Source organism: Paracoccus sp. UBA889 (genome assembly GCA_002294185.1).
Classification (GTDB): Bacteria; Pseudomonadota; Alphaproteobacteria; order Rhodobacterales; family Rhodobacteraceae; genus Paracoccus.
Window position 1 is genome coordinate 1 of record DBFD01000018.1, and the last position, 25,702, is coordinate 25,702.

Here is a 25,702-nt window from a genome sequence, read left to right on the forward strand (position 1 = left end):
CTAGCCCATGCGTTCGCTGCTATGGCTTCCGGGCGAGGCCGGGAAGACGACGGTCTTGTTGTTGTTGTTCGGGAAGACGCGGTGGGTGGCGTGGGCGTGGATCGCGCGGGCCAGAACCTGGCTTTCGACATCGCGCCCCAGGCTGACATAGTCCTCGGCCGATTGTGCATGGGTCACGCGGATGATGTCCTGTTCGATGATCGGGCCTTCATCCAGATCGGCGGTCACGTAATGGCTGGTCGCGCCGATCAGCTTCACCCCGCGCTGATACGCCTGCTTGTAGGGGTTGGCGCCCTTGAAGGACGGCAGGAACGAATGGTGGATGTTGATGATCCGACCCGACATCTTCTTGCACAGCGCGTCCGACAGGATCTGCATGTAGCGGGCCAGCACGATCAGGTCGGCGCCGGTCTCCTCGACCACCGCCATGATCCGCGCCTCGGCCTCGGGCCTGTTTTCCCGTGTCACCCTGATGCAGTGGAAAGGAATGTCGTGATTGACCACCAGTTTCTGGTAATCCATGTGGTTCGACACCACGGCGACGATATCGACCGGCAGCGCCCCGATCCGCCAGCGATACAGCAGGTCGTTCAGGCAGTGGCCGAACCGGCTGACCATCACCACGAGCTTCATCTTGCGGGATTCGTCGCGGAACTGGAAATCGGTCCCCAGTTTCCCGGCAATATGGGCAAAGCCCTTTTCAAGCTGCTCAAGCGTGGCGCCCGTTTCGGGCACGAAACTGACGCGCATGAAGAACCGGCCGGTCTGCGGATCGTCGAACTGCGCGCTTGCGGTGATGTTGCAGCCAGCATCGGCCAGATAGCCCGCGATGGCCGCGACGATGCCGCGCCTGGAGGCGCAGGCAACCGTCAGGCAATATCGGGTGGCCACGGGTTTCGCGTCCATCGGCATCGTCACACTGCCCGGATCGACCCCGGATCCATCGGCTTTCATGCGGGCCCCGACGTTGCAGCCGATCGCCTGCTTCGCCGGCGCCAGAACCTTCACGTGGTCTTGGGTCATGCGCGCATCAATTCGTTCTGTGGATCATGGAGACAGGGGTCGACCACGCAGGCGGCCACGGCCTCGCCGATCACCTCGACCGACAGCGGCGTTCCGATCTCTGCGAAATCCGGATCGACAAAGCCCATCGCGATGTTCTTCCCGGTCCGATATCCCCAGCCGCCCGAGGTTACCGTGCCGATGCAGGTGCCGTTCGACAGAATGCTGTCGCCGCCATGGGCCGGGGCATGACTGCATTCGATAACCAGACTGACGAACCTGCGACGCGGACCTTTCGCCATCTGCGCCTCCAGGGCGGCCTTGCCCACGAAATTCGGCTTGTCTGCCTTGACGAACCGATCCAGTCCGCTTTCGACCGGGCCGAATTCGGTGATCAGATCCGCCTTCCATTGGCGATAGCCCTTTTCCAGGCGCATCGATTCGACCGCGCGGGATCCGAACAGCCGCAAGCCATGGACCTTGCCGGCGTTGCGCAGCGCGAGATAGGCGGCATGAAGCTGATTGTTGGGGACATGAATCTCGTAGGCCAGTTCGCCCGAGAAGCTGACCGACATCACCACCGCAGGGGCGATGCCGACGAAGGCCCGGCGCACGGACAGCCACGGAAACGCACGGGCCGACCAGTCGCCGCGCGCGACCGCCGACAGCACGTCGCGCGATTTCGGGCCGGCCAGAACAAGGATGGTCCAGTCGTTGGTCAGCGAGCGCAGCGACACCGACCCGTCATCGGGCAAATGTGTCCGCAGCCAGTCCATGTCGTGGAATTCCGACGCGGCGGCCGATCCGTACCAGATCGTATCCTCGTCCAGATTGGCCAGCGTCGCCTCGGCCTTTACATGGCCATGCTCGTTCAGCAGGTAGCCCAGCCCGACCTTGCCGACCTTTCCGGCGATCCGTCCGCAGATCATCCCGTCCAGCCAGTCGCGCGCGCCGGGACCGGTGATCTCGATCCGGTTGAAGCCGTTGACCTCGGTCAGGCCGACGCCGGTCTGAACCGCCTTCACTTCGTCGCCGATCACATCGAAGGTTTCGTTGAACCGGAAACTGTAGGTTTCCTCGAAATCCGGGCCGGGCTTGATATAGGCCATGCGCTCCCAGCCGTTGACGACGCCGAAATCCGCCCCCTCGGCGGCCAGAACGGGGGTCAGGGGCGTGGTCTTGATCGGCCGGCCGGCCGGGCGATGCTCGTGCGGAAAGTGAAAGCGGAATTCGTTCTGGTAATCCTCGATCGCCTTCAGGGCGGTCAGTTCGACATTGCCATGGCCGGCAAAGCGACGCGGGTCGATGCCCCAGGTGTCATAGCAGGCCTCGCCATGCACGATCTGCTGCGCCAGCAGCCAGCCATGGCCACCACCTTCGCCCAAGCCGGCGCGCAAGCCGATGATGCAGAACGCATTGCGTTTCCCCGGAATGGGTCCGACCAGGGGTGCGCCGTCGATCGTGTAGGTGATCGGTCCGTTGACGACGGTATGGATTCCCGTCTCCATCAGGGCCGGCATCCGCGCAAAGGCACCTTCCAGCACGCTCATCACCCGATCCAGATCGTCGGGGCAAAGCGCGTTGACGAAATTCGGGTCGATCCCGTCCATGCCCCAGGTCTTGCAGTCCTGTTCGTAGAAGCCGACCAGCAGGCCGTTCTTTTCCTGGCGGCAGTAATAATCGCTGATCGGGCAGCGCAACAGCGGCATACGGTGGCCGGCCTCCTCGATGGCCCGGATCGGCTCGGTCAGGAAATACTGGTGTTCCATGGAGGCGACGGGGTGATGAACGCCCATCATCGCGCCGACCTCGTTCACGCGATAGCCGCAGGCATTGACGACGATTTCGCAGCGGATGTCGCCCTGTTCGGTATGGACGCTCCAACTGTCATCGGTATGCTGGGTCAGCCCCGTCACCGGGGTATTGCGATAAACCTCGGCCCCGGCGCGACGGGCCCGGCGAGCCAAGGCCTGACACAGCTGCGCCGGGTCGATATCGCCGTCCAGCGGATCCCAAAGACCGCCCAGCAGGTTGTCGGTCGAGATCAGCGGGTGACGGCGGCCGCATTCCTCGGCGTCGATCAGTTCGAAATCGACGCCCATGCCCTTGGCGACGCTGATGAAGTGGCGATAGCCGTCCATCTGCCGATCGGTATTGGCCAGCCTTATGCCGCCATCGGCATGATGGTAGTTGATCGGATATTCGGGATCGTCCGCCAGTTCCTTGTAGAGCCTGATCGAGTGGCTCTTCAGCCCGACCATGGTCTGCGTGGCGCCGAAATTGGTCACCTGCGCCGCGGAATGCCAGGTCGTGCCCGATGTCAGTTCATTGCGCTCGACCAGCACGACATCGGTCCATCCTTCTTGTGTCAGATGGTACAGCGTCGAACATCCCGCGATACCCCCACCGATAACGACCACGCGCGTCTGATTCTTCATCGCCACTTTCCGTCTTGCAGAAGCTTGACCTGCAATCAGGGAACGGGACGGGCCTGCCTCGGGTCAATCGCAATGCCCCATGTTCAGGAAATCAGAACGATACCGCAGTCGGTTGCGAACGGGGCTCGCGCCTTGCCGGGACATGACCGGCTTGCGAACCGATGGGAATGCTGCATTCTCGCGGCTGACGAGGCACAGCCGCATCCCTGGGCATCGAGACTGGCGCAACCCGCAAGACATCCGTGCGCGCGCCCGGAGCCGGAGAGAAAATCGACCGCGACATGACCGACAACCGCATCAGGCCAAAACTCACCGCCGACGCCACGGGCCGGCTTTCGCTGCGCGGTCTGCGGGTTTTCATCGCGCTGGAACAGGCGCGTTCGGTGGCCGAGGCCGCCAGGGCCCTGGGGCTCAGCAAGTCCAATGTGTCGCAGCAGATCACGACCATGGAAAACGGCATCGGAGCCAAGCTGTTCGACCGGACGCAAAAACCGATCTCGTTGACACCGGCGGGTCAGGCTCTCAGCCTGCACGCGCATCGGATTCTCGCCACGGTTTCGATTGCCGAAGAGGCGTTGGCAGAGCTTGACCTTGGCAGTCTGCCCCGTCTCGACTTTGCGGTCATCGACGATCTGGACGCCTCGCTGACCCCTGCGCTGGCCGCGTCCCTGCAAGCCAGACTGCCGCGCTGCTTCATCTGCACCTTTTCGGGCCGCTCCGATCAGGTCACCTCCCGGCTGATCTCGCGAGAGGCCGATATCGCCGTTACCGCCAGCATCCCCGCCAACATGCACCAGTTTCAGATCCTTCAGATTCTGCGCGAGAAATTCGTGCTGGTGACGGCGCGCGGGGCATATTCCGCAGATCTCGACTGGCGCGCGCAGCTGTCGGACCTGCCGCTGGCGCAGTATTCCGAAGCGATGCCGATGGGTCGAATGGTATCGACGCATCTGAAGCGGATCGGCTTTTACGCGCCGCGACGGTTTTCCTTCGAGGCCAGCAGGTCGGTCATTGCGACCGTTGCCCGCACCGGCGGCTGGACGCTGACAACACCGCTCAGCATTCTCGACGCTGGCCGGTTCAAGGACCAGATCGATCTGTCGACGCTTCCCTTTGCAGGGCTGTCTCGGCAGATCTATCTGATCAACCGGGTGGATGAACTGGGTTCGCTACCCGAAACCCTGGCCAGACAATTTCGCGCCCTGCTTCAACAGGAGGCGGTGCGGGAATTCGCCAGAATGGCGCCACATATGACCGGCTCGATAGAGGTGTGTCACGAATTGCTGGTCTGATCCCGTTCCAGAGCAGCAGTTTCCGCCGGCGCACCTTGCCCGCCAGGTCCACATGGCCGGACAAGCTTGCACCGATGCATCAGCCTTCGCCGACGGGCGGCCTGGTTTCGGGCGGAATCGGACAGGTATAGGGGTATTCGGCCAGATGCGATTCATGGGCCTTTTTCGCCGCCGCGATCAGGGCCGGATCGGTCAGCGCCCTGCGGGCGGTCGCGGCCATCACCTTGGCGGCGTGCAGCATCCCCTTGTGCGCGGCGGGCGCCTTGCCCTGCGCGGTCTGCTGCCAGCTATGCAGCGCCGTGCCCACCGCGCAGGTCGCCACGCGCGCCTGGACGGTCGGGACCGCCCAGCTGACATCGCCCACATCGGTCGAGCCCATGCCGCCCATGAAGGGCCGGTCCAGGGGCGCGATGAAATCGCACAGCGCCATGTCATAATCGGGTTTCATCGCCAGACGTTCGAATGTGTCGGCAATGTCTTCGCGCGACAGGCTTTCGCGGATGCTGCTGGCAAAGACTGCATCCTCGGCGTCGAAGGGGACGGGGCCCAGAGCCTCGAACTCGGCCTGCATCGCCTCGGACAGGGGTCGGTTCTCGGTCAGGTTCGACACCGCCGAAAAGACGCGCGAGGTTACCCGGGTTCCCGACATCAGCGCCGCGCCCTCGGCGATGGCGCGCACGCGTTCGACCAGTGACGACAGTCCGCCCAGGCTGGGGCTGCGGATCAGTTGGCGCACCGTGGCCCTGGCCTGCACGACGTTCGGCGCGATGCCGCCCGCGTCCAGATAGGCGTAATGCACCCGCGCCGCATCCGGCATGTGTTCGCGCATGTAGTTGACGCCGATGTTCATCAGCTCGACCGAATCCAGCGCGGACCGCCCCAGTTCAGGCGCGCCCGCCGCGTGCGCCGCCTTGCCGTGGAAGGTGAAATCGATCCGGGTATTGGCCAGCGACCGCATGTCGTCGACCGCGTTGAAACTGGCCGGGTGCCAGGTGATGGCGATATCGACGTCGTCGAACTGACCCTCGCGGACCATGTAGGTCTTGGCGGCGCCGCCTTCTTCGGCGGGACAGCCGTAATAGCGCACGCGGCCGGCAATGCCTTCGGATTCCAGCCAATCCTTGACGGCGGTGGCTGCGGACAATGCGGCCGAACCCAGCAGGTTGTGCCCGCAGCCATGGCCGAAGCCGTGATCGGCGATCTGCCGGGGCTGGGCCAGCCCGGGTTCCTGCGACAGGCCGGGCAGCGCGTCGTATTCGCCCAAGATCGCGATGACCGGCCCGCCTTCGCCCGCCTCGCCCATCACGGCGGTGGGAATGCCGGCGACATTCCGGGTCACGCGAAAACCCTGCTCGCGCAGCATCTGCGTGTGCGCGGCGCAGGACTTGACCTCGTCATAGGCCAGTTCGGGTGTGTCGAAGACGCGATCGGCCAGGCCGGTGAAATCCACCGCCTTCTGATCGACGAAAGGCCAGATCGGGTTGTCGTTTCGCAACTGAAATCTCCTTGGAAGTGGGGCGTCAGGCCGCCCGGTCGTTCAGGTGGCAGGCCGACATCCGGCCGGGCGCCACCTCGCGCAGGGCCGGCACCTCGGTGCGGCAGCGGTCATGGGCATGGGGGCAGCGGGGGTGGAAATGGCACCCCTTGGGCGGGTCCAGGGGCGAGGGGATCTCGCCCTTGATGGCGTGATAACGGCGCTTGCCGGTCTCGAATGTCGGGATCTCGCTGATCAGCGCCTGTGTATAGGGGTGATTCGGACGGGCGATCAGTGCCTCGGCCTCGCCCAGTTCGACGAGGCGGCCGAGATACATCACCGCGATCCGGTCCGAGACATGTTCGACCACGCCCAGATCGTGACTGACGAACAGGTAGGTCAGGTCGTAATCCTGCCGCAGCTTCACGAACAGGTTCAGCACCTGCGCCTGGATCGACACGTCCAGCGCCGCCACGGATTCGTCGCAGACCAGGAAGTCGGGCCGCACCGCCAGCGCGCGGGCGATGCCGACCCGCGCCCGCTGGCCGCCGGAAAACTGATGCGGATAGCGTTTGGCCGTCGTCGGATCCAGCCCCACCTGGTCCAGGATATCCTCGACATAGGCATCCACCCGGTCCCTGGACACGATGCCGTGGACGCGTGGCGCCTCTCCGACGATGTCGCGGACCCGCATCCGCGGGTTCAGCGAGGACATCGGATCCTGAAAGATCATCTGGATCTTCAGCGCGGCATCGCGGGCGGCGGCGCCCTTCAGCCCGGCCACGTCCTGTCCGTTATAGACGATGCGTCCGTCCGAGGGCGCGTCCAGCCCCGCAACCATCCGCCCCAGGGTGGACTTGCCGCAGCCGGATTCGCCGACCAGACCCAGAACCTCGCCCCGGCGGATGTCCAGGCTGACATTGTCAACGGCATGGACGGTCACCGGCGCGATCTTCGCGCCCAGCTTGCGGGCGGTGCGTTCGGCGATGTCCAGATTCTTGGTAAACCGTTTGGACACGTTGTCGATGGTCAGGATGGTCTCTTGGGTCACGACGTCAGCCTCTGGTCCGCATCGGCATAGGGATGATGGCAGCGCAGGCTGCGATCCGCCCCGGCCGGGTCCAGCGATGGCTCGACCTGGCAGGCGGCATCGGCGCGCGGGCAGCGGGGGGCGAACTTGCACCCTTCGGGCAGGTTCAGCAGCGAGGGGGTCATGCCCTTGATCTGCGTCAGCATCGCGCCGTGACGCTTGCCCTGCGGCACGCTGTCGATCAGCCCGCGTGTATAGGGATGGCGGGGGTTGGAAATGACCTCGGCCGTGGGGCCTTCCTCGATGATGCGGCCGGCATACATCACGGCCAGCCGGTCGGCGAGGCCCGACACCACCGCCAGGTCATGGGTAATCCAGATCAGCGCCGTCCCGGATTGCGTGCACAGGGCCTGCACCTCGGACAGGATCTGCGCCTGGATGGTCACGTCCAGCGCCGTGGTCGGTTCATCCGCGATGATCAGGTCGGGCTTGTGCAGCAGCGCGATGGCGATGGCCACGCGCTGACGCATCCCGCCCGAGAACTGGTGCGGATAGCCTTGCAGACGTTCGTCGGGGGACGAGATGCCAACCTGCACCAGCGCCTCTCGCGATCGGCGCAGCGCCTCGGCTTTGGTGACCCTGTCATGGGCCCGCACGGTTTCGATCATCTGCGTGTCGATGCGCAATACCGGGTTCAGCGTCATCATCGGATCCTGAAAGATCATCGCGATGCGCTTGCCGCGCAAGGGACGCAGCGCAGCCTCGCCGCCGGCGACAAGATCGTCGCCATCGAACAGGATCCGGCCGCCGGTCACGCGGCCCGGCGGATCGACCAGCCCCAGGATCGAAAAGCCGGTGACCGACTTGCCCGATCCCGATTCGCCCACCAGGCCCAGGATCTGCCCGCGTTCCAGCGAGAAGCTGACCCCGTCCACCGCCTTGGCCACGCCGTCGCGGGTGAAGAAATGCGTCTGCAGGTTCCGGACATCCAGCAGGGCGGTCATTTCTGCAACCTCGGGTTCAGGACATCGCGCAGACGATCGCCGACAAGGTTGATGGCGATGATCGTCATCACCAGCGCGATGCCCGGAAAGATGCTGATCCAGTAGCTGCCCGACAGCAGGTAATCATAGCCGTTCGCGATCAGCAGCCCCAGCGAGGGTTCCGTGATCGGCACGCCCACACCCAGAAAGGACAGCGTCGCCTCCAGCGCGATGGCCTGCGCGATCTGGACGGTCGCCACCACGATCAGCGGCGGCACGCAATTGGGCAGCAGGTGGCGAAACATGATGCGCGGATTGGACAGCGCCAGGCAGCGCGCGGCATCGATATAATCCTTGCGCCGCTCGACCATGGCCGAGCTGCGCACCGTGCGCGCGTAATAGGCCCATTGCACGATCACCAGCGCCAGGATCACCTTGTCGACGCCGCGCCCCAGCAAGGCCAGCAGGATCAGCGCGATCAGGATGGCCGGGAAGGACAATTGAAGATCGACGATCCGCATGATGATGCTGTCCAGCCGGCCGCCGAAATAGGCGGCCGAGACGCCGACAATGGTGCCGATGGTGATCGCCAGCGCCAGCGACACCATCGCGACCATCAGACTGACGCGCAGCCCGTACATGATGGCCGACAGCATGTCGCGCCCCTGCTGGTCGGTGCCCAGCCAATAGGTCATGCCGGTGCCGAAGCTGGCCTCGCCGGGCGGCAGGGCGCCGTCCATGATGTCCAGCTGGGCCAGGTCATAGGGGTTCTGCGGCGCGATCCAGGGCGCCGCGAGGGCGATCAGCGCGATCAGGATGAACAGGATCAGCCCGATGACGGCGACGGGATCCTCGAGGAATTCCTTGACGATGCGCCTGGTCGGGCTGTCGATGCGCACCGGCGCGGCGGGGCTGGCGATGTCGGTCATCCCTTCATCTCCGACAGGCGGATGCGCGGGTCCAGGAGCGAATAGATCACGTCGACGGCCAGGTTGATGCCCACGATGATCAGCACCGTCAGCATCAGGTAGGCGACGATGACCGGACGATCGAGCAGGTTGATGCTGTCGATCAGCAGCTTGCCCATGCCCGGCCAGGCAAAGACGGTTTCGGTGACGATGGCAAAGGCGACCATCGAGCCCAGCTCGAGCCCGATGATGGTGACGACGGGGATCATGATGTTCTTCAGCACATGGACCAGCACGACGCGGCGGCCGGACAGGCCCTTGGCGCGGGCGAATTTCACGTAATCCTGCAGGCAGACCTCGCGCGTGTTGGCGCGGGCCAGGCGAATGATCAGCGACATCTTGAACAGCGCCAGATTGATCGCGGGCAGGATCAGGTGCGACAATCCGTTCCAGGTCAGGAAGCTGACCTGCATGCCCAGGAATTCGGTCGTCTCGCCGCGTCCGCCCGCGGGAAGCCAGCCCAGGATGACGGCGAAGACCAGGATCAGCAGCATCCCCTGCCAGAAGTTCGGCAGCGAGAAACCCAGGATCGAGCCGCCCATGATCGTGCGCCCGGCGATGCTGTGGGGGCGCAGTCCGGCCCAGACCCCCAGCGGGATGCCGATGCCCACCGACAGGATCAGCGCGACCAGAGCCAGCTCCATCGTCGCCGGCAGGCGATCCAGGATGATGTCCAGCGCCGGGCGGCCATAGACGAACGAGGTGCCCAGATCGCCCTGAAGGGCATTCCAGATGAAGATGCCGAACTGCTGATACAGGGGCTTGTCCAGGCCCAGACGTTCGGTCGTGGCCAGGATGTCGGCCTGGCTGGCCTCGGGGTTGATCAGCACATCGACGGGATTGCCGATGAAATAGACGCCGATGAATACCAGCACCGCCATTGCCATCACGGCAAGCAGGCTCTGGCCAAGGCGGCGGACAAGATAGACGATCATGGCTTGGATCCCTGGTGGGCCGGCAATCGGCAACGGCACCGGCACCCCACGTCAGGGGGGCCGGCGGTTCGGATCACTTGGCGGCGGGCTTGACCTCGGTGGCCATGGTATATTGATCCACGCGGGGTTCGTAGGACAGGTCCGACTTCATCGCCCAGACGGTCTGTTCGTAGTGCAGCGGGATGATGCCGTAATCGTCCAGCACCATGGTTTCCGCCTCTTGCAGCATCTGGTCGCGTTTCTCGTCGTCGATGGTCGACATCGCCTCGATCAGCAGGGCGTCCATGTCCGGGTTGGAATAGCGCCCGGCATTGGTCGGTCCCATGCCCGTTTCGGGGTCATAGGTCGCCACCAGCGATTTCAGCGGCGAGGACATGTCGCCCGAGGACGCGCCCCAGCCGGCCATGTAGATCGGGAATTCCAGCGCGTTGCGGCGCGAGAAGAACTGACTGGCGGTGCTGGCATCGACGCGGGTCTGGATGCCGATGCGGGACATCATCTGGGCGACCGCCTGGGCCACCTGTTCGTCGTTGATATAGCGGTCGTTCGGCGTGCCGAGCGTGATCGAGAAGCCGTCGGGATAGCCGGCCTCGGCCAGCAGCTCCCTGGCGCGTTCGGGGTCATAGGCATCGACCGGACGGCCCGAGGTGCCGAACATCGGCGGCGGCAGCAATTCGCCGGCGGGCTGGGCATAGCCGCCCATGATCCGTTCCGCGATGGCTTCGCGGTTGATGGACAGGGAAATCGCCTCGCGGACGCGGGGATCCAGCAGCGGGTTGCCCTCGGCGCCGCTGATGCCGGGTGCATCTTCCTGCTGCAGCATGTGCAGATAGATGATCCGGTTGGACAAGGCATCGACGACCGAGAAGCCCGCCTGCTCGATCCGGGGGATGTCCTGGATCGGGGGCGATTCGATCATTTCCACGTCACCGGCCAGCAGCGCGGCCACGCGCGGCCCGTCGCTTGTGATCGGCCGCATCACGACCCGTTCCCAATCGGGCGTGCCGCCCCAGTAATCGTCGAACCGCGTCACGACCATTTCCGAGCCGCGGGTATAATTGTCCAGCACGTAGGGCCCGGTGCCGACGGCGATCCCGGGATCGTTGAAGGCCGGCGCCTGGGGCACATCGCCCATCCCCTCGCAGGTGCCGTCGGGTCCATAGGTCACCTGGTCTTCGGCGCCCAGGGCGTTGGCCGACACGATCGCCAGACTCCACATTTCGCTGGGCAGAAGCGGGTTGGTGGCCTTGGTCCTGATGGTCAGCGTATAATCGTCTTCGGCCTGCATGTCGGCGATGCCGGCAGTATAGATCGTGTAGGCCGATGGCGAATTCTGCACCAGCGGCACCCGGCAGAAGGAATAGATCACGTCGCGGGCGGTAAAGTCGCTGCCGTCGTGGAACTTGACCCCCTGGCGCAGCTTGAACCGCCAGGTGGTGTCGTCTACCGCCTCCCAGCTTTCGGCCAGGCCGGGGGTGACCTTCTGCACCGCATCCTGGGTGGTCAGCGCCTCGAAGATGTTCTTTGTGACCTGGATATTGGTCGACAATTGATGGAATTGCGGGTCCATCGAGGTCGCCTCGGACTTGAGGCCGATGGTCAGTTCCTGGGCCGTGGCGGGCGCGATTCCGGCGACGGCAATGCCGGCCAGCAATGGCAGGGTCAGCGCTTTCATCGTCATGTCCTTCCTGTTGGGGTTTGCTGTCGGGGTTGTCGGTCCGGGGTTGATCCCCGGTGTTGCAATCCTGCTTGGCGGACAGGGTATTATGCGATAACCAGATGTCAATCTGGAATATCAATGCGTTTTTGTAATAGGTCGCACATGGATCCCGAAACCGCCGCCGATGCCGACCAGCGCCGCGCCGGCATAACCCTGCGCGAACTCGAGGTTTTGCAGTCGCTGGTCGGCGGCGGCACGGCCATCAACGCCGCACGCAGGCTGGGCATCTCGCAATCCGCGGTCAGCCGCCGGCTGGCGCAGCTCGAGGATCGTCTGGGTTTTCAGCTGTTCATGCGCGCCGGCGGCCGGCTGGTGCCCACGGTCGAGGCCTTGTCGATCAACGAGCAGTTGACGCCCGTCTTCGAGACGCTGGCGCGCATCGCCAATCACGCGGCACAGCCCGAAACGGCCCATGCGGGCACGCTGTCCATCGTCGCCCCGCCGACGATCGCCCATCGCTTCCTTCCCAGCCGGATCGCAGCCTTCAAGCGGCGCAACCCCGACCTGCAGATCACCTTTGACGTGCTGGCCAGCGACAGCCTGCTGACGGGCATCGCCGAGGGTCGGTTCGATGTCGGGATGACCGACAGCAACGTGGCCCATGAAGGCATCACCAGCGAGCTGTTTCTGGAAACGCAGGCGATCTGCATCCTGCCCAAGCAACACCACCTTGCCTCCTTCGAGGTGATTCGCCCCGAAGACCTGCGCGACGAGGCATTCATCGCCCTGTCGCGCCGCCATTCCAGCCGTGCCGCCATCGACCGGCTGTTCGACCGGGCGGGCCTGCACCTGAACCGCGTGATGGAGGCATCGACCAACGTGTCCGTGACCGAATTCGTGCGCGAAGGCCTGGGCGTGTCGCTGCTGAACCCGTTCCCGCTGGTCCACCAGATGGGCGAGAATGTCGTCATGCGCCCCTTTCTACCGGCCATCGCCTACAGCACGAACTTTCTGCTGCCTTCCAGCCGTGCGCCCTCGTCGGTGGCGCTGGCCTTCATGCAGGCGGTCCGCGTCAGCCTTGACCGCGCCGCCTACCCCAAGCCGCCGCATTCGACCTGACAAAGGAAATCCTGATGTCCACACCGTCCAGCCGCGATATCCTGGCGCAGCTTGTCGCCTTCGACACGACCAGCCGCGTCTCGAACCTGCCGCTGATCCGGTATGTGGGGGACTTTCTATCCGCGTATGGGGTCGAGAGCCGCACGATCCCGGACGAGACCGGTCAGAAGGCCAACCTGTGGGCGACCATCGGACCCGCCGACCGGTCCGGTGTGATCCTGTCGGGACATACGGACACGGTGCCGGTGGATGGTCAGGACTGGGCCAGCGATCCGTTCACGCTGGATGCGCGGGACGGCAGGCTGTACGGGCGCGGATCCTGCGACATGAAAGGCTTTCTGGCCTGCGCGCTGGCCGCCGTGCCGGGCCTGGTCGCGCGGGATCTGGCCCGTCCCGTGCATCTGGCGTTTTCCTATGACGAGGAGGTCGGCTGCGTCGGCGTCGTGGGCCTGCTGGAGATGCTGCAATCCGAAAACATCCGCCCCGCCATGTGCATCGTCGGAGAGCCGACGCTGATGCAGGTGGTCACCGGCCACAAGGCCAAGCGGTCGATGCGGGTGACGGTGCGGGGCCGGGGGTGTCATTCCTCGCTGGCGCCGCAGGGCGTGAACGCGATCGACCAGGCCGCGCGGCTGATCGTGCGGATGCAGGACATCGCCGCCCGGCTGGCCGCGCGGGGCGGTATCGACCGTGACTACGACATCACCCACAGCACCGCCCATACCGGCATCATCCGCGGCGGCACCGCGCTGAACATCGTGCCCGACATCTGCGTCTTCGATTGCGAATTCCGCGTGCTGCCCTTCGAGGATGCCGATGCGCTTGTCGACGAACTGCGCGACTACGCGCGCGAGCTGGAGGCCGCGATGCAGCGTATCGCCCCCGAAGCCGGGATCGAGATCGACCTCTATGCCCAGTTTCCGGGGCTGGACACGTCGCCCGACGCGCCCGTGGTGACGCTGGCCAAAAGCCTGACGGGCAGCAACGGACATTCCAAGGTCGCCTTCGGAACCGAAGGCGGCCGCTTTGACCAGATGCTGGGCGTGCCGACGATCATCTGCGGACCGGGGTCGATCACGCAGGCGCACAAGCCGGATGAATATGTGGAACAATCGCAACTGGACGCCTGTGACGCCTTTCTCGCGCAGCTTGCAGATTGGGCCCGTATCGGACGCGATTGGCGGTGACCGGCCGCTACCGAAAGACGGATCAGACAGCAGATCGTCCCGGGCTGGTTGCCGGTTTGAACCGCAGCAGCCGTGCCGTGGCCTTGCTGATCGCATCCGGCGAGTAGAGGAAGGGCACATGGTCCGATGCCGCCCATGTCTCGGCCAGGTCGGCGTAGTGCCGCGAACGCGGGTCGCCGGATTGGCCGGGATAGTTCAGACACAGGCTGCGATCCCAGTCTCCCACATCCATCACCAGCCGGACCGAGGCGCCGGAGGTGACCGAAAAGTCCTCCGGCCGATAGGCCATGTTCATGACGGTGGACTGAGAGCCGCCCACGCCATGCGGTCCGACATCCCATTCGGCATTTCCGCGCAATGGGCTTGCGGCGTGACGCATCAGCGCCTGATGCAGACGGCTCCAGGCCCAAGCGGCGGGATCGGGTCCAAGCCGCGTCGCACAATCGGCCCAGGCCGCGGCGAGTGTTCGGGTCAGAAGCGCGTCGCGATCTTCCGTGCTCCAGGCAGGCTCGGGCGTCTCGATCAGCACGACCAGGCGGTCAAGGTCGCCCGGCAGCAGAAGCCGCCGCAGATCCGGATCGGGCGCGAAGCGGCCAAGGATGCCGGGGCGAAGGTGGGTCATCCACCACAATTCGAACAGCGCCGCCGGCGCGCTCTGGGCCGTCAGACAGGAATTCCATCCCGAAAGCAATCGAAGGGCAGCGCCGGTGTCGCCGGTCGCCGGGAGATTCTCGAGACAGGCGCATAGGCGTTTCGCGATCAGGGACAGGACGTCGGTCTGAAGGGCCGCGGAATCGGCAAGCCCATGGCGCGTCTGTTCGGACAGGGTTTGTCTGATGCGGCGGGCACGGCTGCCATCGGCCCATTCGTGCCCGATCGAAGGCGCGCCCTTCGCGAGAAACGATTTCGGCAGGTTCATCTCGTTGGCCGAGGCCACGAAACCCCCGGCCGGGTTCTTTGCCCGTGGCAGCGCGGCGGCATCCCGAAACCCCTGCCATTCGTATCTGCCATCGCCGGGAACCGGCAGGATTCCGGGCCAGTTGGCGCGCAATGGCACCAAACCGGCCGTGAACCAGCCGATATCGCCTTTCGTGTCTGCCGCGACATGGTTCACCGCCGGGCTGCCCCAATGCGACAACGATCGCGCAAAGGCATCGACCGTATCGGCGCGAAGATAGGACAGGCTGCCCAGATAGGCGGCGCTTCCCGGTTCGGCCCAGACCGACCGGATCGCCACAAGCCGCCGGCGCCGGTGGTCCTGGTGCAGGATCGGTCCGTGGCGGGTGAAGGAAAGGGCAAGATGCTGATCGGGACAGCCCTTGACCGCGAAGCGTTCATCGACGCGCACCACGCTTTCCCACCCGCCGCCGTAGCGGTAGCGATCGGGATCGGCAGGATCGGTCTCGTAGACATAGACGTCTTCCTGATCGGCCCGGAAGATCGTCAGCCCGAAGGCCAGATCCTGATTATGGCCTATCGACACGCCCGGCACGGCGGGTTCGCCCGCCCCGATCACGTCCAGGCCCGGCGCGCGCAGGTGAACGAGATAGCGAAGCGATGGCACGGCCTGGGTTCGGTGAGGATCGCTTGCAAGGATCGGCCGGCCCGTTTCGGTTCGCTCGCCATGCACCGCCCAGTTGTTCGAGCCCTCGTCGGCAAGCCGGCGCACCACCTCGGCCTGGGCGGTCACGCGCGACCAGCTTGGCGCCTCGTCCAGCGTCGCTTGCAGCCGCGCGGGTTCGAAGCTGACCGGCGCGGTCCCGAGCTTGTAGAGTTCGCAGGCCGCAAGGGGCACATCGCGGGGATCCGGACCGGTCAGGGATCCCGGATCGACCGGGGGTTCCAGATCGGCGCGCAGCCGATCGGTTTCGGCATCGGCCCTGCCTAGAACCTGCGCGCGGAGGATCTCGGACAATGCGTTGTGGACCAGCGCGTGGCTGCGGATCCGCACAACGTCTTCCGGTTCCCAGCTTGCGGGACGGGTTCCCAGCAGCGCGAATTCCGGCGGCAGGCGATCGGGCTCGACCCGGGTCAGTGCGATCCAGGCATTGATGCCCGCGACGAAGGCTGCGCAGATGTCCCGCGTCCCGTCGCCATAGGCCGCCCATTCCGCGTCCATGTCGCCGCGATAGAGGAAATGTCGCGCGGCATGATCCTGTGCAAGATACCCCGGACCGAAATCGGCGGCCAGCAGGCCAAGCCCGCGCTTGCGCCACAGGTCGATCTGCCACAGGCGGTCGCGTGCCGCGTTCCAGCCCTGAAGGAAGAATACATCGTGAAGGCTGCCCGCCTCGATATGGGCGATGCCCCATCGATCGACGCGGATCTCGGCCGGTCCTTCAAGGCCGTGCAGGACGAATGTCTCGGGCGCGGTCCCGGGATTCGTGTCAGAAGGGGTTTCAGGCATGGGTCGGGCTTTCTCGCTGTCTCGGTCCGCTCAGACGTGATGGCAGGCGACGAAAGCGCCGTCAGGACGCGGTGTCAGCTCGGGCCGGGACTGCGAACAGATTTCGGTGGCCAGCGGGCAACGGGTATGAAAGGCGCAGCCCCTTGGAATTTTCGCCGGACTTGGCAGTTCGCCGTGCAACGGAAACCGCTCCTTGCCGCGCTGCAGAACGGGATCCGGCTCGGGCACGGCCGACATCAGCGCGCGGGTATAGGGGTGATGGGCTTTGGCAAAGAAGGTCTCGCGCTCGGCGATTTCGACGAAACGTCCCAGATACATGACCACCACGCGATCGGCGATGTGGCGCACGACGCCCAGATCGTGGCTGACGAACAGGTAGGACACGCCGGTCCGCCGCTGAAGTTCCACAAGCAGGTTCAGGATCTGCGCCCTGACCGACACGTCCAGCGCGCTGACCGGCTCGTCGCAGATCACCAGATCGGGCTCCAGCGCAAGCGCCCGGGCGATCACCACCCGCTGACGCTGCCCACCCGAGAACTGATGCGGATAGCGGCTGGCGAATTCGGGACGCAGTCCGACCTGACGCAGAAGCCGGGCCACGCGCGCCTTCAAGGCCGCGCCGCGGGCCACGCCGCGCACCAGCAAAGGCTCTGCGATGGCGGCGCCGATGGTCGCGCGGGGATCCAGGGACAGGGCCGGATCCTGAAAGATCATCTGCACCCGACGGCGGATGTCGCGCAAGGCACGCCGCGAGGCGCCCGTCACCTCGTCGCCGCCGATGCGGATGCTGCCGCCGGGCTGCACCGGCTCCAGACCGACGATGGCGTTCGAGAGGGTCGATTTGCCGCAGCCGGATTCGCCGACCAGCGCCACCGTCTCTGCGCGGCCGATCGTCAGGGAAACGCCGTTCACGGCGCGGATCACCGGGCGTTCGCGGTCCAGCAGTCCTTTGCGTCCGCCGAAATATACGGCGACGTCGTGCAGCTCCAGCACCGGCGATCCGGCCCTTTCCCCGTCGCTCATGCCGTCACCCTGGTGCCCTGTTTCGACAATTCGCCGATCCGGTCGATGTGCCAGCAGGCGGCGCGGTGTCCGGTGCCGCAATCGAACAGCGGCGGCTGTTCCGTTCTGCATTGCTGGTCGGCAAGCGGACAGCGATCGGCGAACCGACAGCCCGGCCCGAATTCCTCGGCCGTCGGCACCGTCCCCTCGATGGTCGGCAACTCGGCCTTGGCCGCCGCATCCAGCCTGGGCACGCTTGCCAGCAGCAAGGCGGAATAGGGATGCCTGGGCGACGAGAACAGCGCCTGCACCGGCGCGATCTCGGCAATCCGGCCGGCATACATCACCGCAACCTCATCGGCGATATCGGCGACCACCCCCATGTCATGGGTGATAAACACGATCGAGGTGTGATGCTCGGCCACCAGCTTCTTCATCAGGTCCAGGATCTGCGCCTGGATGGTCACGTCCAGCGCCGTCGTCGGTTCGTCCGCGACCAGCACCTTGGGGCTGTTGATCAGCGCGATCGAGATCATCACCCGCTGGCACATGCCCCCCGACAGTTCGAACGGATATTGATGCAGACGCCGGTCCGGATCGGAAATGCCGACATCGGCCAGCATGTCGCGCGCCTTGGCCATCGCCTCGGCCCGGCCGACATCGTGATGCAACCGGTAGGCCTCTGCCACCTGGCTGCCGATCGTCGTGAGAGGGTCGAGCGAGGCGGAAGGCTCCTGGAAGATGATCGCAATCTCGCGGCCGCGAATGTGGCGCAGCGACCTGTTGGACAGAGCCAACAATTCGGTGTCGCCCAGCCTTATGCGTCCGCCAGCCAGCCGCGCGGCGGGCGGCAGCAGACCCAGGATGGCATAGGCGGTCAGCGATTTGCCACAACCCGATTCGCCGACCAGCGCCATGACCCGCCCCGGCCGCACGATGAAAGAGACATCGTCGACGACCCGGGCGCCGCCGATCTCGACGCTCAGGCCCTCTGCCGTCAGGGTGCGGGCCCCGTCGCTGCCGGTCCCGTCGCTCATTCCGGCGCCCGTGGCCGCTGATAGGTGCCGATCGAGTTGCCGCCATCGACGCTGAGCGTGGCACCGGTGATGAATCCGGCCGCCTCCGAGCAGAGAAAGGCGATCGCCGCCGGCGCGTCCTCGGGGCCGCTCTCGCGTCCCAGGGGGATCCGTTCCAGCATCCGCGCGACATAGTCCCGGTCCAGATGGCTGACTTCGCTGCCCTGGGCAAAGCCGGGCTCGACCACGTTGACGCGAATGCCGTGCTGCGCACATGCCAGCGCCAGGCCCTTGGACAACCGGTCCACTGCCGTTTTCGAGATGCAATAGGGCGCGCCGGTGGTGTTCATCTGCCGCGCCGCGCCCGACGAAATGTCGATGATGCTGCCTTTCACGCCTTCCGCTATCATCAGCTTGGCCATTTCACGCCCAAGATAGAAGGGGGCGCGGACATTCACGTCCATCACCAGATCCCAGTCCGAAAGGTCCATCTGCATCAGGTCGAAACGCGTATAGATGCCCGCATTGCTGACCAGGATATCCGGCGCGCCCCATTCGCGAGCGACCATGGCGACCAGTTCGTCCATCGAGGCTTGCCGTGTCAGTTCGGTCTCGTGGACCAGAATGCGGGACGGATCCGGTTCCAGATCGGCGACCATGGAATGCAGCGCATCGGCGCGGCGATCCGACAGGCACAGTCTTGCGCCACGTTGCGCGAAATACCTGGCGATGCGTCGCCCGAAGATGCCCGCGGCGCCGGTCAGGACAAGGCGTTTGTCGGCAAAGTCGATGTTCATGGATATTCTCCTTCAGCGGGACCGGGAGCGCGGATCGATCCAGTCGCGCAGCCAGTCCCCCAGCACGTTGACGGAAAAGACGAGCAGGAAAAGGCAGGCGCCCGGCACGAAGACGATCCACGGAGCCCGTTCCAGATATTGGCGTCCGACGCTCATGATCGACCCCCATGACGGGGTTGGCGGCTGGATGCCGAGGCCCAGGAAGGAAAGGCCGCTCTCGAACAGGATCATGAGGCCGAATTCGGCCGTTGCGACGATCAGGATGGGACCGGCGATGTTCGGCAGGATGTGGTGGATCAGAATGCGCCCGGCGCCTGCACCCGCCAATTCGGATGCGCGGATGAACGGAAGTCCCGCGACGGTCAGCGTCTGACCGAATGCCACGCGGGTGTAGCGTGGCCAGCGGGTCAGTCCCAGGACCAGCACCAGCTTGATGAAGCCCGGCCCCAGCACCGCCACGGTCAGGACGGCCAGCAGGATCGCCGGGATCGACATCATGATGTCCACGGCGCGCATGATGAGGGTCTCGACCCAGCCGCGATACCAGCCGGCCACCATTCCCAGCGACACGCCCACGACCGTGGACACCGCGACCGACAGGACCGACACGGCAAGCGAGATGCGGGCACCGTAAAGCACGCGGGACAGCAGGTCGCGACCCAGATCGTCCGTTCCCAGAAGATAAGTGACGTCGCGATAGGTGTAGCCCGGCGGCCGGAGCCGCGCGAGAAGGCTTTGATCGTTGGGATCTTGCGGCGCGATCCAGGGTGCCAGCACGGCCAGCACCACGATCACGACGAACAGAATCGCGACCAGGACGACCGATAGCGGCATCTGCGGCAGGCGCGGCCGGGGAAGGGGGAAGGTGATGATTGCCATGTCGCTGCTCCTACCGCATCAGCCTGATACGCGGATCGACGAAGCCGTAGATGAGGTCGGCCAGCACGCTTGTCAGCACGTAGACCACCGAAATCAGCAACACGATCATCTGGACGACCAGAAAGTCCCGCGCCTGGATCGACTGGATGGCCAGCAGGCCGATGCCGGGCCATGCGAAGACGGTTTCGATGATCACGGCGCCTGCCAGCAGATTGCCGATCTCGAGCGCCGTGATGGTGATGAGCGGGATTGACGCATTTCGAAGCACGTGCCGGAGGATGGTCTGATCCATCCGCATTCCCCGCGCCGTCGCGGCACGCACGTAATCCTTGCCCAGTTCGTCGAGGATCGCGATGCGCGTCATCCGTGCAAACGTCGCCATCGACACGGAACCAAGAGCAATCGACGGCATGACAAGGGCCGAAATGCTGCCCGTGCCCGAGGTCGGCAGCCAGCGCAGCAGCACGCCGAAAATCGCGATCAGCAGGATGCCGGACAGGAAGGTCGGCACGCTCTGACCGGTCACAACCACCGCGGTCAGGCCGCGTTCGATCCAGCCGCCACGCCGGGTCGCCATGACCACGCCGATCGGAATGCCAAGGCCCAAGGCGACCGCAAGGGCGCCTGCGGCCAGTTCGATTGTATAGGGAACGCGCGCGGCGACGATCTGCGATACCGGGACGCGCTGCACGACGGACGTTCCGAAATCGAGACGCAGAAGATCGCCCAGGTAATCCAGATATTGCACGCCGATCGGCCGATCGAACCCCAGCTGACGCCGCAGGTTGGCGATCACCTCGGCCGATGCATCCTGCGGGACCAGCAGAAGGGTCGGATCGCCCGACAGGTGCATCACGACGAAGACGATGGTGAGGACGCCGAAGATCGCGATGACCGCCTGCAACAGGCGATTGACGATGTAGCGCAGCATGGCCCTGATGTCCCCTGGCTGCTATTCGGACCAGCTCATGTCCATGACGAACATCGACTCGTTTGCGGTCGGCTGCCACTGCAGCCGTTCGCTGGCGCCATAGAGCGCATAGACCTGATAGAGGCCCAGTCCAGGCACGTCTTCGCGCAGGATCTGGTAGGCGGTTTCGTATTCGGCCTTGCGTTTTGCCTCGTCCAGCGTCGAACGGGCGGCATCCACCGCCTCGTCGAATGCCGGATTGGAATATTTGGCCCAGATGCTGCCGGTGCGGAACAGCGGGAAGATGATGCCGTCGGCATCCTGACAGGCGCAGGACCAGGCCCCGATCGCCAATGATCCGGCATTCTCGGGATCGCCCTGCCGCCGCTTGAGGAAGGTCGCCTGGTCGCTGGACGAGATCGAGACATCAAGCCCGACATCCTGAAGCATCTGCTGGATCGCCTGGACCATCGCCTGATTATACGAGGGTGACGTGAGGAATTCGAGCGTCGCGCCTTCGGCTCCGGCCTCTTGCAGCAGCGCCCTGGCCTTGTCCGGATCATAGGGATAGCCTTCGATCTGGTCGGTATAGCCGAAGATCGGCGGTGCCCCGAGAATGTTGACCGGCGAGGCATAGCCTTCCAGCAACGCATCGATCAGGGTCTGGCGGTCCAGCGCATAGGCGATTGCCTGACGCACGCGCACATCTTCCGTCGGCCCGGCCTGCGCGTTGATATAGAGATATCCGACCCGTTCGGTCGGCACCGACAGCAGCTTCACGCCGCTTGCCCCGTCGACGCTGGATGCCTGATCCGGCGGCACGTCGCGGATCAGGTCGGCCTGGCCGGTCTTGAGATCGGCAATCCGCGTCGAGACATCGGGCACGGCACGGAACAGCACCCGCTCGAACGGTGGCTGGCCGCCCCAGTAATCGGCGAAAGCTTCCAGTTCGGTCTCGACGCCCTTCCGCCAGGCGGTCAGCTTGTAGGGGCCGCTGCCCATGGGCTTCAGGTTGAATTCTTCGTCCCCGACCGCCTCGACATAGGCCTTGGGCACGATCGAAAGCTTGACGAGTTGCGCCAGAAGCGCGGGATAGGGCGACTTTGTGGTGATCCTGACGGTGGTCGGATCAATCGCTTCGGCCCTCTCGATCTGGTTGAACTGCGACAGCTGCGGGCTGTTCAGGTCGGGATCGATGATCCGATTGATCGAATAGGCCACGTCCTCGGCCGTCAGGGACGTGCCGTCATGAAAGGCGACGTCGTCGCGGATGGTGAAGGTCAGGGTCGTGTCGTCGTCCTGCGTCCAGCCGGTCGCGATCTGCGGGACGATCTCGCCTTCGGCGTTCCGTGTCACGAGGTTGTCGAAGATGTTCCGATAGACGGAATAGCTGTCGGTGTTCCACTGCAGGTGCGGATCAAGCGTCGCCGGATCGCCCGGCAGGTCGATCGTCAGCAATTCCTTGGTCTGGGCCAGCGCCGGTCCGGCGGCAAGCACCGCGGCCAGCAATGTCGAGGCAAGAAGCCTTACTGAAAGTCTCGGTCTCATGGCGTCCTCTCTGTTGGTTGGTCGGTGTTTCTTGTTGGTCTTTTTGGTCTTGCCGGATGTAGCCCCGGTTCTGTCTTTTCCTTCGCTGTCCGCCGCTTGCGCTCAGGTCGAGCCGGTCAGCCCGGCCTCCCGGGCGCAATAGCGGGCGATCTCGGCATGGGTGGCCACCCAGGCACCGCCCTTTGCCTGCACGGCCCGGATGACCTCTTCGAGCACGAAGATACGCGAGCGGTGGCCGATATGATGAGGGTGCATCGTCACCTGGAACAGACCGCCTTCGGTCTGCGCCAGCTCCATTTCCCGAAGCAGGATCTCCAGCACCATCGCCGGGCCGGCATAGGGGCGGGCATGGCTCATCCGGTCCATCGCCATATAGGGCGCGTCGTCGCGGATCCATTCCACCGGAACCTCGACGATCCCGGTCGCCTCATCGCCATCCAGGATCTCGTAGGGGTCGTCATCGGCCATCAGCGAGGAATCATAGAGCAAACCCATCTCGCGGATGATCGACAGGGTATGGGGACTGAAATCCCACGACGCCGTCCGCATTCCGACAGGCCGCGTTCCCGTCAGCCGTTCCAGCGCGTCGGCCGCGCGCAGCGACAGCTCTCGCTCGGTCGCATGATCGAGTCGGGAGTTCATCTCGTGGATCCAGCTGTGGATCGCCATTTCGTGCCCGGCACCGGTGACTGCCTGCACCTCGTCGGGATGCAGCAGGCCGGCAACGGCGGGCATGAAGAAGGATGCCGGGACCGAGGCCCGATCCAGCACGCGCAGGATCCGTTCGATGCCTCGCCTTGCGCCATAGGCGCCCTGCGACATGCGACCGACCGAATTTCCGCCGTTGCGCAATTCGAACGTCTCGTGATCGCTGTCGAAAGACAATGCGACGGCCCATGTCGCGCCGTCTTTCCACGTTTCGGGCCGCAGTGACCGCCCGGCGGCCGCCTGACCTGCCTTCCGGCGCCAGGTTTCCTCGGGCCAGGTCCAGGGATCGGTCGAATCTCCGGCCATTGCCATCTCCCGTCACAGGGCGCTTCGGCGCATTCATCCTGACTTCGACCCTAGCCCCGACTGGGATCTGGACAAGCGGCTAAATCGCGGTTTCATTCATGTATGTGAATAAGGAAGTGAAAAGCGCCGGTCGGGTCCTGGACCTCATCGCCTATCTCGCAAATTGCCGGGAGCCTGTCGGCCTGGCACGGGTTTCGCGTGACATGTCGCTGCCCGGCAGCAGCTTGCACGCACTTCTTCACACGCTTGTCGCGCGCGGTCATGTCCATCAGGGCACCGACGGCCGGTTCGTTCTGGTCGAGGAAAGCCGGCACGGTTTTCCGTTTCGCCGCAACGAGAACGCGCTTGTCCATGCAGCGATGCCCGTGATGATGCGACTGCGCGATCACAGCGACGAGACGGTGATCCTGTCGATCCTGACGGCGGGCGGCGAAATCAGGCGGCTGTCGAAAGTCGTGAGCCGCAATCCGGTGCGCTATGATGTCCATATCGACGCGGCGATCACGCCCCATTGCACCGCCAGCGGCCGCGTGCTGCTGGCCTATGCGCCGGGCAAGGTCGTGAACGCCTATTTCGCGCGGGTGACCATGCTCGGCTATACGCCGCGCACCGAAACCCGGCCGGCCGTCCTGCGCGATTTGCTGCATCAGGTCCGGCGGCAGGGTCATGCCGTGAATGATGGCGAGTTCGTCACCGGATCGACCGGCATCGCCATTCCCCTTCGCGGCGCGAGCGGCAGGGTAGTTGCCGCGCTGAACCTGGGAATGCCCAGCACGCGATACCTGGGCCGCGAGCGCGTTCTCTTGGCGATGTTGCAGGAGGCCGGCCGAAAGATTCAGACGGCGCTGGTCACAGCCGCGACGGTGCAGGCCGCATCCATGGAGCAGGGAAATTCAGGTGATGATCGCTGAGGCTATCGGGCCTCTGATTTCGCTTCGACCAGGCGATCCTCTCCGGCCAGAAGTTCTTCAAGAAAGACGCTGAACAATTGTGCGCGGCTTTCCACGCCTGCCTTCGAATAGATGCGCGTCGATTGCGCCCGGATGGTTCCGGTCGCGGTGCCGCGAAACTCTGCTATCGCCTCATTGTCGAACCCCTTGAGAATGAGCAGTCCCACATCCTTTTCCGATGGCGTCAGATTCCATTCCTCGAAGAAGGCATCGATTATCTGCGCCATCTCGCCGCGCGCGCCGCGCAGGCCGCGGTCCAATTCTTCCATGCGGCTCATGACCGCCCGCAGTTCGATCATCAGAAAGACGACACCGGCGATCAAGACGACAGAAGCAACCGCCTCCATGTAGAAATGGGCTTCGCTGAGATAGGTGTCTTCCTTGAAATCAGAGACGACATCGCTGAAGAAGAACGCCGCGCTCAGCGCCTGCAACAGAATGATCACGGCGAGCGTCACCGCCCGCCGTTTGTCGTTTCTGGATCGCTGCAAACTGTTTTTCATTCGACCGGTCTATCATTCGGGATGCGCTTGCGGCCGTGTATCATCGCCTGCACAAGCGGGACACCCGAACGCCATGTGTCGAAGACAACGCCAAGGACATGTGCCGTGATTGAAATCAACAGCCAATCATAGGCCAGATCATGGGTCTGCGCGACCCAGTCGACACCGAAGAACCTGGCAGTCCCCATCATGTAGCCGGTCGCTGCGATGACCAGCAGCGTCGCCCAGATATTATAGACCATCAAGGCTCCCAGGGGGTTGTGGGACAGGTGCACGGTCTTGTCTCCCCGGCGCATCTCTTTCAGATAGCCTAGCGCCCGGAACGGATTTGGCGGGAAGGCCGAAAACCGCGCAGGGCGCGAGCCGATGATTCCCCAAAGCAATCGGACCCCGACAAGCACCAGCATCGTATAGCCAGCCCACAGATGAAGGGGGCTGTCCTTGGCGACAATGGCCGCGTTGATCACGACCATCAGAACCACGCCCCAATGGATCAGGCGGACCAGCGGATCCCAGACCTGAACCGTCCTGTCGGTGCGGGCGCTTTCGCGCCCGCTGCCGAGATCATGTTTTCCCAGCATGACGGCA

22 protein-coding genes are annotated in these 25,702 nt (G+C 64.6%); 4 read left to right on the forward strand and 18 right to left on the reverse strand.

Features of this window, described 5'->3' with window-relative positions:
• Positions 1–906 carry a formyltetrahydrofolate deformylase gene (purU, locus tag B4L36_RS02615; RefSeq protein WP_292952046.1) on the reverse strand — a complete coding sequence of 302 codons (906 nt, stop codon included), beginning with the start codon at positions 904–906 and terminating at the stop codon, positions 1–3.
• A 113-nt stretch (positions 907–1,019) separates the two neighbouring features.
• Entirely contained in the window at positions 1,020–3,440 is a 2,421-nt protein-coding gene (locus B4L36_RS02620; RefSeq protein WP_292951918.1) for a GcvT family protein, read from the reverse strand.
• A gap of 281 nt (positions 3,441–3,721) precedes the next feature.
• Here B4L36_RS02620 and B4L36_RS02625 point away from each other — a divergent pair, with 281 nt between their 5' ends.
• Positions 3,722–4,732, forward strand: coding sequence for a LysR family transcriptional regulator (locus B4L36_RS02625; protein ID WP_292951921.1), 1,011 nt, complete (start codon positions 3,722–3,724; stop codon positions 4,730–4,732).
• Positions 4,733–4,811: 79 nt separating this feature from the next.
• Here B4L36_RS02625 and B4L36_RS02630 read toward each other — a convergent pair whose 3' ends face one another.
• From B4L36_RS02630 to B4L36_RS02655, 6 genes are all read right to left on the reverse strand, one after another.
• On the reverse strand, positions 4,812–6,227 hold the full coding sequence (locus tag B4L36_RS02630; RefSeq protein WP_292951924.1) for a M20 family metallopeptidase: 1,416 nt from the start codon (positions 6,225–6,227) through the stop codon (positions 4,812–4,814).
• A 25-nt stretch (positions 6,228–6,252) separates the two neighbouring features.
• On the reverse strand, positions 6,253–7,257 hold the full coding sequence (locus B4L36_RS02635; protein ID WP_292951928.1) for an ABC transporter ATP-binding protein: 1,005 nt from the start codon (positions 7,255–7,257) through the stop codon (positions 6,253–6,255).
• Positions 7,254–8,240: an ABC transporter ATP-binding protein gene (locus B4L36_RS02640; protein ID WP_292951931.1), complete on the reverse strand. Its 987-nt coding sequence runs from the start codon at positions 8,238–8,240 to the stop codon at positions 7,254–7,256. The genes B4L36_RS02635 and B4L36_RS02640 overlap by 4 nt, the downstream gene beginning before the upstream one ends.
• The gene (locus B4L36_RS02645) at positions 8,237–9,148 is read right to left on the reverse strand and encodes an ABC transporter permease (protein WP_292951934.1); all 912 of its coding nucleotides are present in this window, start codon (positions 9,146–9,148) and stop codon (positions 8,237–8,239) included. Before B4L36_RS02645 ends, B4L36_RS02640 begins: the two co-directional genes overlap by 4 nt.
• Positions 9,145–10,122 carry an ABC transporter permease gene (locus tag B4L36_RS02650; protein WP_292951937.1) on the reverse strand — a complete coding sequence of 326 codons (978 nt, stop codon included), beginning with the start codon at positions 10,120–10,122 and terminating at the stop codon, positions 9,145–9,147. The genes B4L36_RS02645 and B4L36_RS02650 overlap by 4 nt, the downstream gene beginning before the upstream one ends.
• Before the next feature lie 73 nt (positions 10,123–10,195).
• Positions 10,196–11,797 (reverse strand): ABC transporter substrate-binding protein, encoded by a 1,602-nt coding sequence (locus B4L36_RS02655; protein ID WP_292951940.1) that lies wholly within the window; start codon positions 11,795–11,797, stop codon positions 10,196–10,198.
• A gap of 147 nt (positions 11,798–11,944) precedes the next feature.
• Between B4L36_RS02655 and B4L36_RS02660 the strand changes: the two genes are divergently transcribed.
• Both B4L36_RS02660 and argE read left to right on the forward strand, forming a co-directional pair.
• Complete coding sequence (locus tag B4L36_RS02660; protein ID WP_292951943.1) at positions 11,945–12,901, forward strand: LysR substrate-binding domain-containing protein; 957 nt, start codon at positions 11,945–11,947, stop codon at positions 12,899–12,901.
• Positions 12,902–12,915: 14 nt separating this feature from the next.
• A complete protein-coding gene (gene argE / locus B4L36_RS02665) occupies positions 12,916–14,088 on the forward strand; it encodes an acetylornithine deacetylase (protein WP_292951946.1) in 1,173 nt (390 codons plus the stop codon).
• Between the two features lie 22 nt (positions 14,089–14,110).
• On the opposite strand, the gene B4L36_RS02670 is transcribed toward argE, so the two are convergent.
• From B4L36_RS02670 to B4L36_RS02705, 8 genes are all read right to left on the reverse strand, one after another.
• Positions 14,111–16,495, reverse strand: coding sequence for a penicillin acylase family protein (locus tag B4L36_RS02670; protein ID WP_292951949.1), 2,385 nt, complete (start codon positions 16,493–16,495; stop codon positions 14,111–14,113).
• A 30-nt stretch (positions 16,496–16,525) separates the two neighbouring features.
• Positions 16,526–17,518 (reverse strand): ABC transporter ATP-binding protein, encoded by a 993-nt coding sequence (locus tag B4L36_RS02675; protein ID WP_292951952.1) that lies wholly within the window; start codon positions 17,516–17,518, stop codon positions 16,526–16,528.
• Positions 17,515–18,534, reverse strand: coding sequence for an ABC transporter ATP-binding protein (locus B4L36_RS02680; protein ID WP_292951955.1), 1,020 nt, complete (start codon positions 18,532–18,534; stop codon positions 17,515–17,517). The genes B4L36_RS02675 and B4L36_RS02680 overlap by 4 nt, the downstream gene beginning before the upstream one ends.
• On the reverse strand, positions 18,531–19,310 hold the full coding sequence (locus B4L36_RS02685) for an SDR family NAD(P)-dependent oxidoreductase (RefSeq protein ID WP_292951958.1): 780 nt from the start codon (positions 19,308–19,310) through the stop codon (positions 18,531–18,533). Before B4L36_RS02685 ends, B4L36_RS02680 begins: the two co-directional genes overlap by 4 nt.
• Before the next feature lie 12 nt (positions 19,311–19,322).
• On the reverse strand, positions 19,323–20,189 hold the full coding sequence (locus tag B4L36_RS02690) for an ABC transporter permease (protein WP_292951961.1): 867 nt from the start codon (positions 20,187–20,189) through the stop codon (positions 19,323–19,325).
• Between the two features lie 10 nt (positions 20,190–20,199).
• Positions 20,200–21,120 carry an ABC transporter permease gene (locus tag B4L36_RS02695; RefSeq protein WP_292951964.1) on the reverse strand — a complete coding sequence of 307 codons (921 nt, stop codon included), beginning with the start codon at positions 21,118–21,120 and terminating at the stop codon, positions 20,200–20,202.
• Between the two features lie 21 nt (positions 21,121–21,141).
• Positions 21,142–22,647, reverse strand: coding sequence for an ABC transporter substrate-binding protein (locus B4L36_RS02700; RefSeq protein ID WP_292951967.1), 1,506 nt, complete (start codon positions 22,645–22,647; stop codon positions 21,142–21,144).
• A gap of 102 nt (positions 22,648–22,749) precedes the next feature.
• The gene (locus tag B4L36_RS02705; protein ID WP_292951970.1) at positions 22,750–23,661 is read right to left on the reverse strand and encodes a polysaccharide deacetylase family protein; all 912 of its coding nucleotides are present in this window, start codon (positions 23,659–23,661) and stop codon (positions 22,750–22,752) included.
• A gap of 98 nt (positions 23,662–23,759) precedes the next feature.
• On the opposite strand from B4L36_RS02705, the gene B4L36_RS02710 reads away from it, so the two are divergent.
• Positions 23,760–24,572 carry an IclR family transcriptional regulator gene (locus B4L36_RS02710; RefSeq protein ID WP_292951973.1) on the forward strand — a complete coding sequence of 271 codons (813 nt, stop codon included), beginning with the start codon at positions 23,760–23,762 and terminating at the stop codon, positions 24,570–24,572.
• 2 nt (positions 24,573–24,574) lie between these two features.
• On the opposite strand, the gene B4L36_RS02715 is transcribed toward B4L36_RS02710, so the two are convergent.
• Positions 24,575–25,069 (reverse strand): helix-turn-helix transcriptional regulator, encoded by a 495-nt coding sequence (locus tag B4L36_RS02715; protein ID WP_292951976.1) that lies wholly within the window; start codon positions 25,067–25,069, stop codon positions 24,575–24,577.
• Positions 25,070–25,110: 41 nt separating this feature from the next.
• A complete protein-coding gene (locus B4L36_RS02720; protein ID WP_292951979.1) occupies positions 25,111–25,695 on the reverse strand; it encodes a cytochrome b/b6 domain-containing protein in 585 nt (194 codons plus the stop codon).
• Positions 25,696–25,702: the final 7 nt, after the last annotated feature.

Excerpts from the sequence above, each read along its gene's own strand:
- purU (WP_292952046.1), bottom strand. The coding sequence starts at position 906 with ATGGACGCGAAACCCGTGGCCACCCGATATTGCCTGACGGTTGCCTGC.
- B4L36_RS02620 (WP_292951918.1), bottom strand. The coding sequence starts at position 3,440 with ATGAAGAATCAGACGCGCGTGGTCGTTATCGGTGGGGGTATCGCGGGA.
- B4L36_RS02625 (WP_292951921.1), top strand. The coding sequence starts at position 3,722 with ATGACCGACAACCGCATCAGGCCAAAACTCACCGCCGACGCCACGGGC.
- B4L36_RS02640 (WP_292951931.1), bottom strand. The coding sequence starts at position 8,240 with ATGACCGCCCTGCTGGATGTCCGGAACCTGCAGACGCATTTCTTCACC.
- B4L36_RS02645 (WP_292951934.1), bottom strand. The coding sequence starts at position 9,148 with ATGACCGACATCGCCAGCCCCGCCGCGCCGGTGCGCATCGACAGCCCG.
- B4L36_RS02650 (WP_292951937.1), bottom strand. The coding sequence starts at position 10,122 with ATGATCGTCTATCTTGTCCGCCGCCTTGGCCAGAGCCTGCTTGCCGTG.
- B4L36_RS02655 (WP_292951940.1), bottom strand. The coding sequence starts at position 11,797 with ATGAAAGCGCTGACCCTGCCATTGCTGGCCGGCATTGCCGTCGCCGGA.
- B4L36_RS02660 (WP_292951943.1), top strand. The coding sequence starts at position 11,945 with ATGGATCCCGAAACCGCCGCCGATGCCGACCAGCGCCGCGCCGGCATA.
- argE (WP_292951946.1), top strand. The coding sequence starts at position 12,916 with ATGTCCACACCGTCCAGCCGCGATATCCTGGCGCAGCTTGTCGCCTTC.
- B4L36_RS02670 (WP_292951949.1), bottom strand. The coding sequence starts at position 16,495 with ATGCCTGAAACCCCTTCTGACACGAATCCCGGGACCGCGCCCGAGACA.
- B4L36_RS02675 (WP_292951952.1), bottom strand. The coding sequence starts at position 17,518 with ATGAGCGACGGGGAAAGGGCCGGATCGCCGGTGCTGGAGCTGCACGAC.
- B4L36_RS02680 (WP_292951955.1), bottom strand. The coding sequence starts at position 18,534 with ATGAGCGACGGGACCGGCAGCGACGGGGCCCGCACCCTGACGGCAGAG.
- B4L36_RS02685 (WP_292951958.1), bottom strand. The coding sequence starts at position 19,310 with ATGAACATCGACTTTGCCGACAAACGCCTTGTCCTGACCGGCGCCGCG.
- B4L36_RS02690 (WP_292951961.1), bottom strand. The coding sequence starts at position 20,189 with ATGGCAATCATCACCTTCCCCCTTCCCCGGCCGCGCCTGCCGCAGATG.
- B4L36_RS02695 (WP_292951964.1), bottom strand. The coding sequence starts at position 21,120 with ATGCTGCGCTACATCGTCAATCGCCTGTTGCAGGCGGTCATCGCGATC.
- B4L36_RS02700 (WP_292951967.1), bottom strand. The coding sequence starts at position 22,647 with ATGAGACCGAGACTTTCAGTAAGGCTTCTTGCCTCGACATTGCTGGCC.
- B4L36_RS02705 (WP_292951970.1), bottom strand. The coding sequence starts at position 23,661 with ATGGCCGGAGATTCGACCGATCCCTGGACCTGGCCCGAGGAAACCTGG.
- B4L36_RS02710 (WP_292951973.1), top strand. The coding sequence starts at position 23,760 with ATGTATGTGAATAAGGAAGTGAAAAGCGCCGGTCGGGTCCTGGACCTC.
- B4L36_RS02720 (WP_292951979.1), bottom strand. The coding sequence starts at position 25,695 with ATGCTGGGAAAACATGATCTCGGCAGCGGGCGCGAAAGCGCCCGCACC.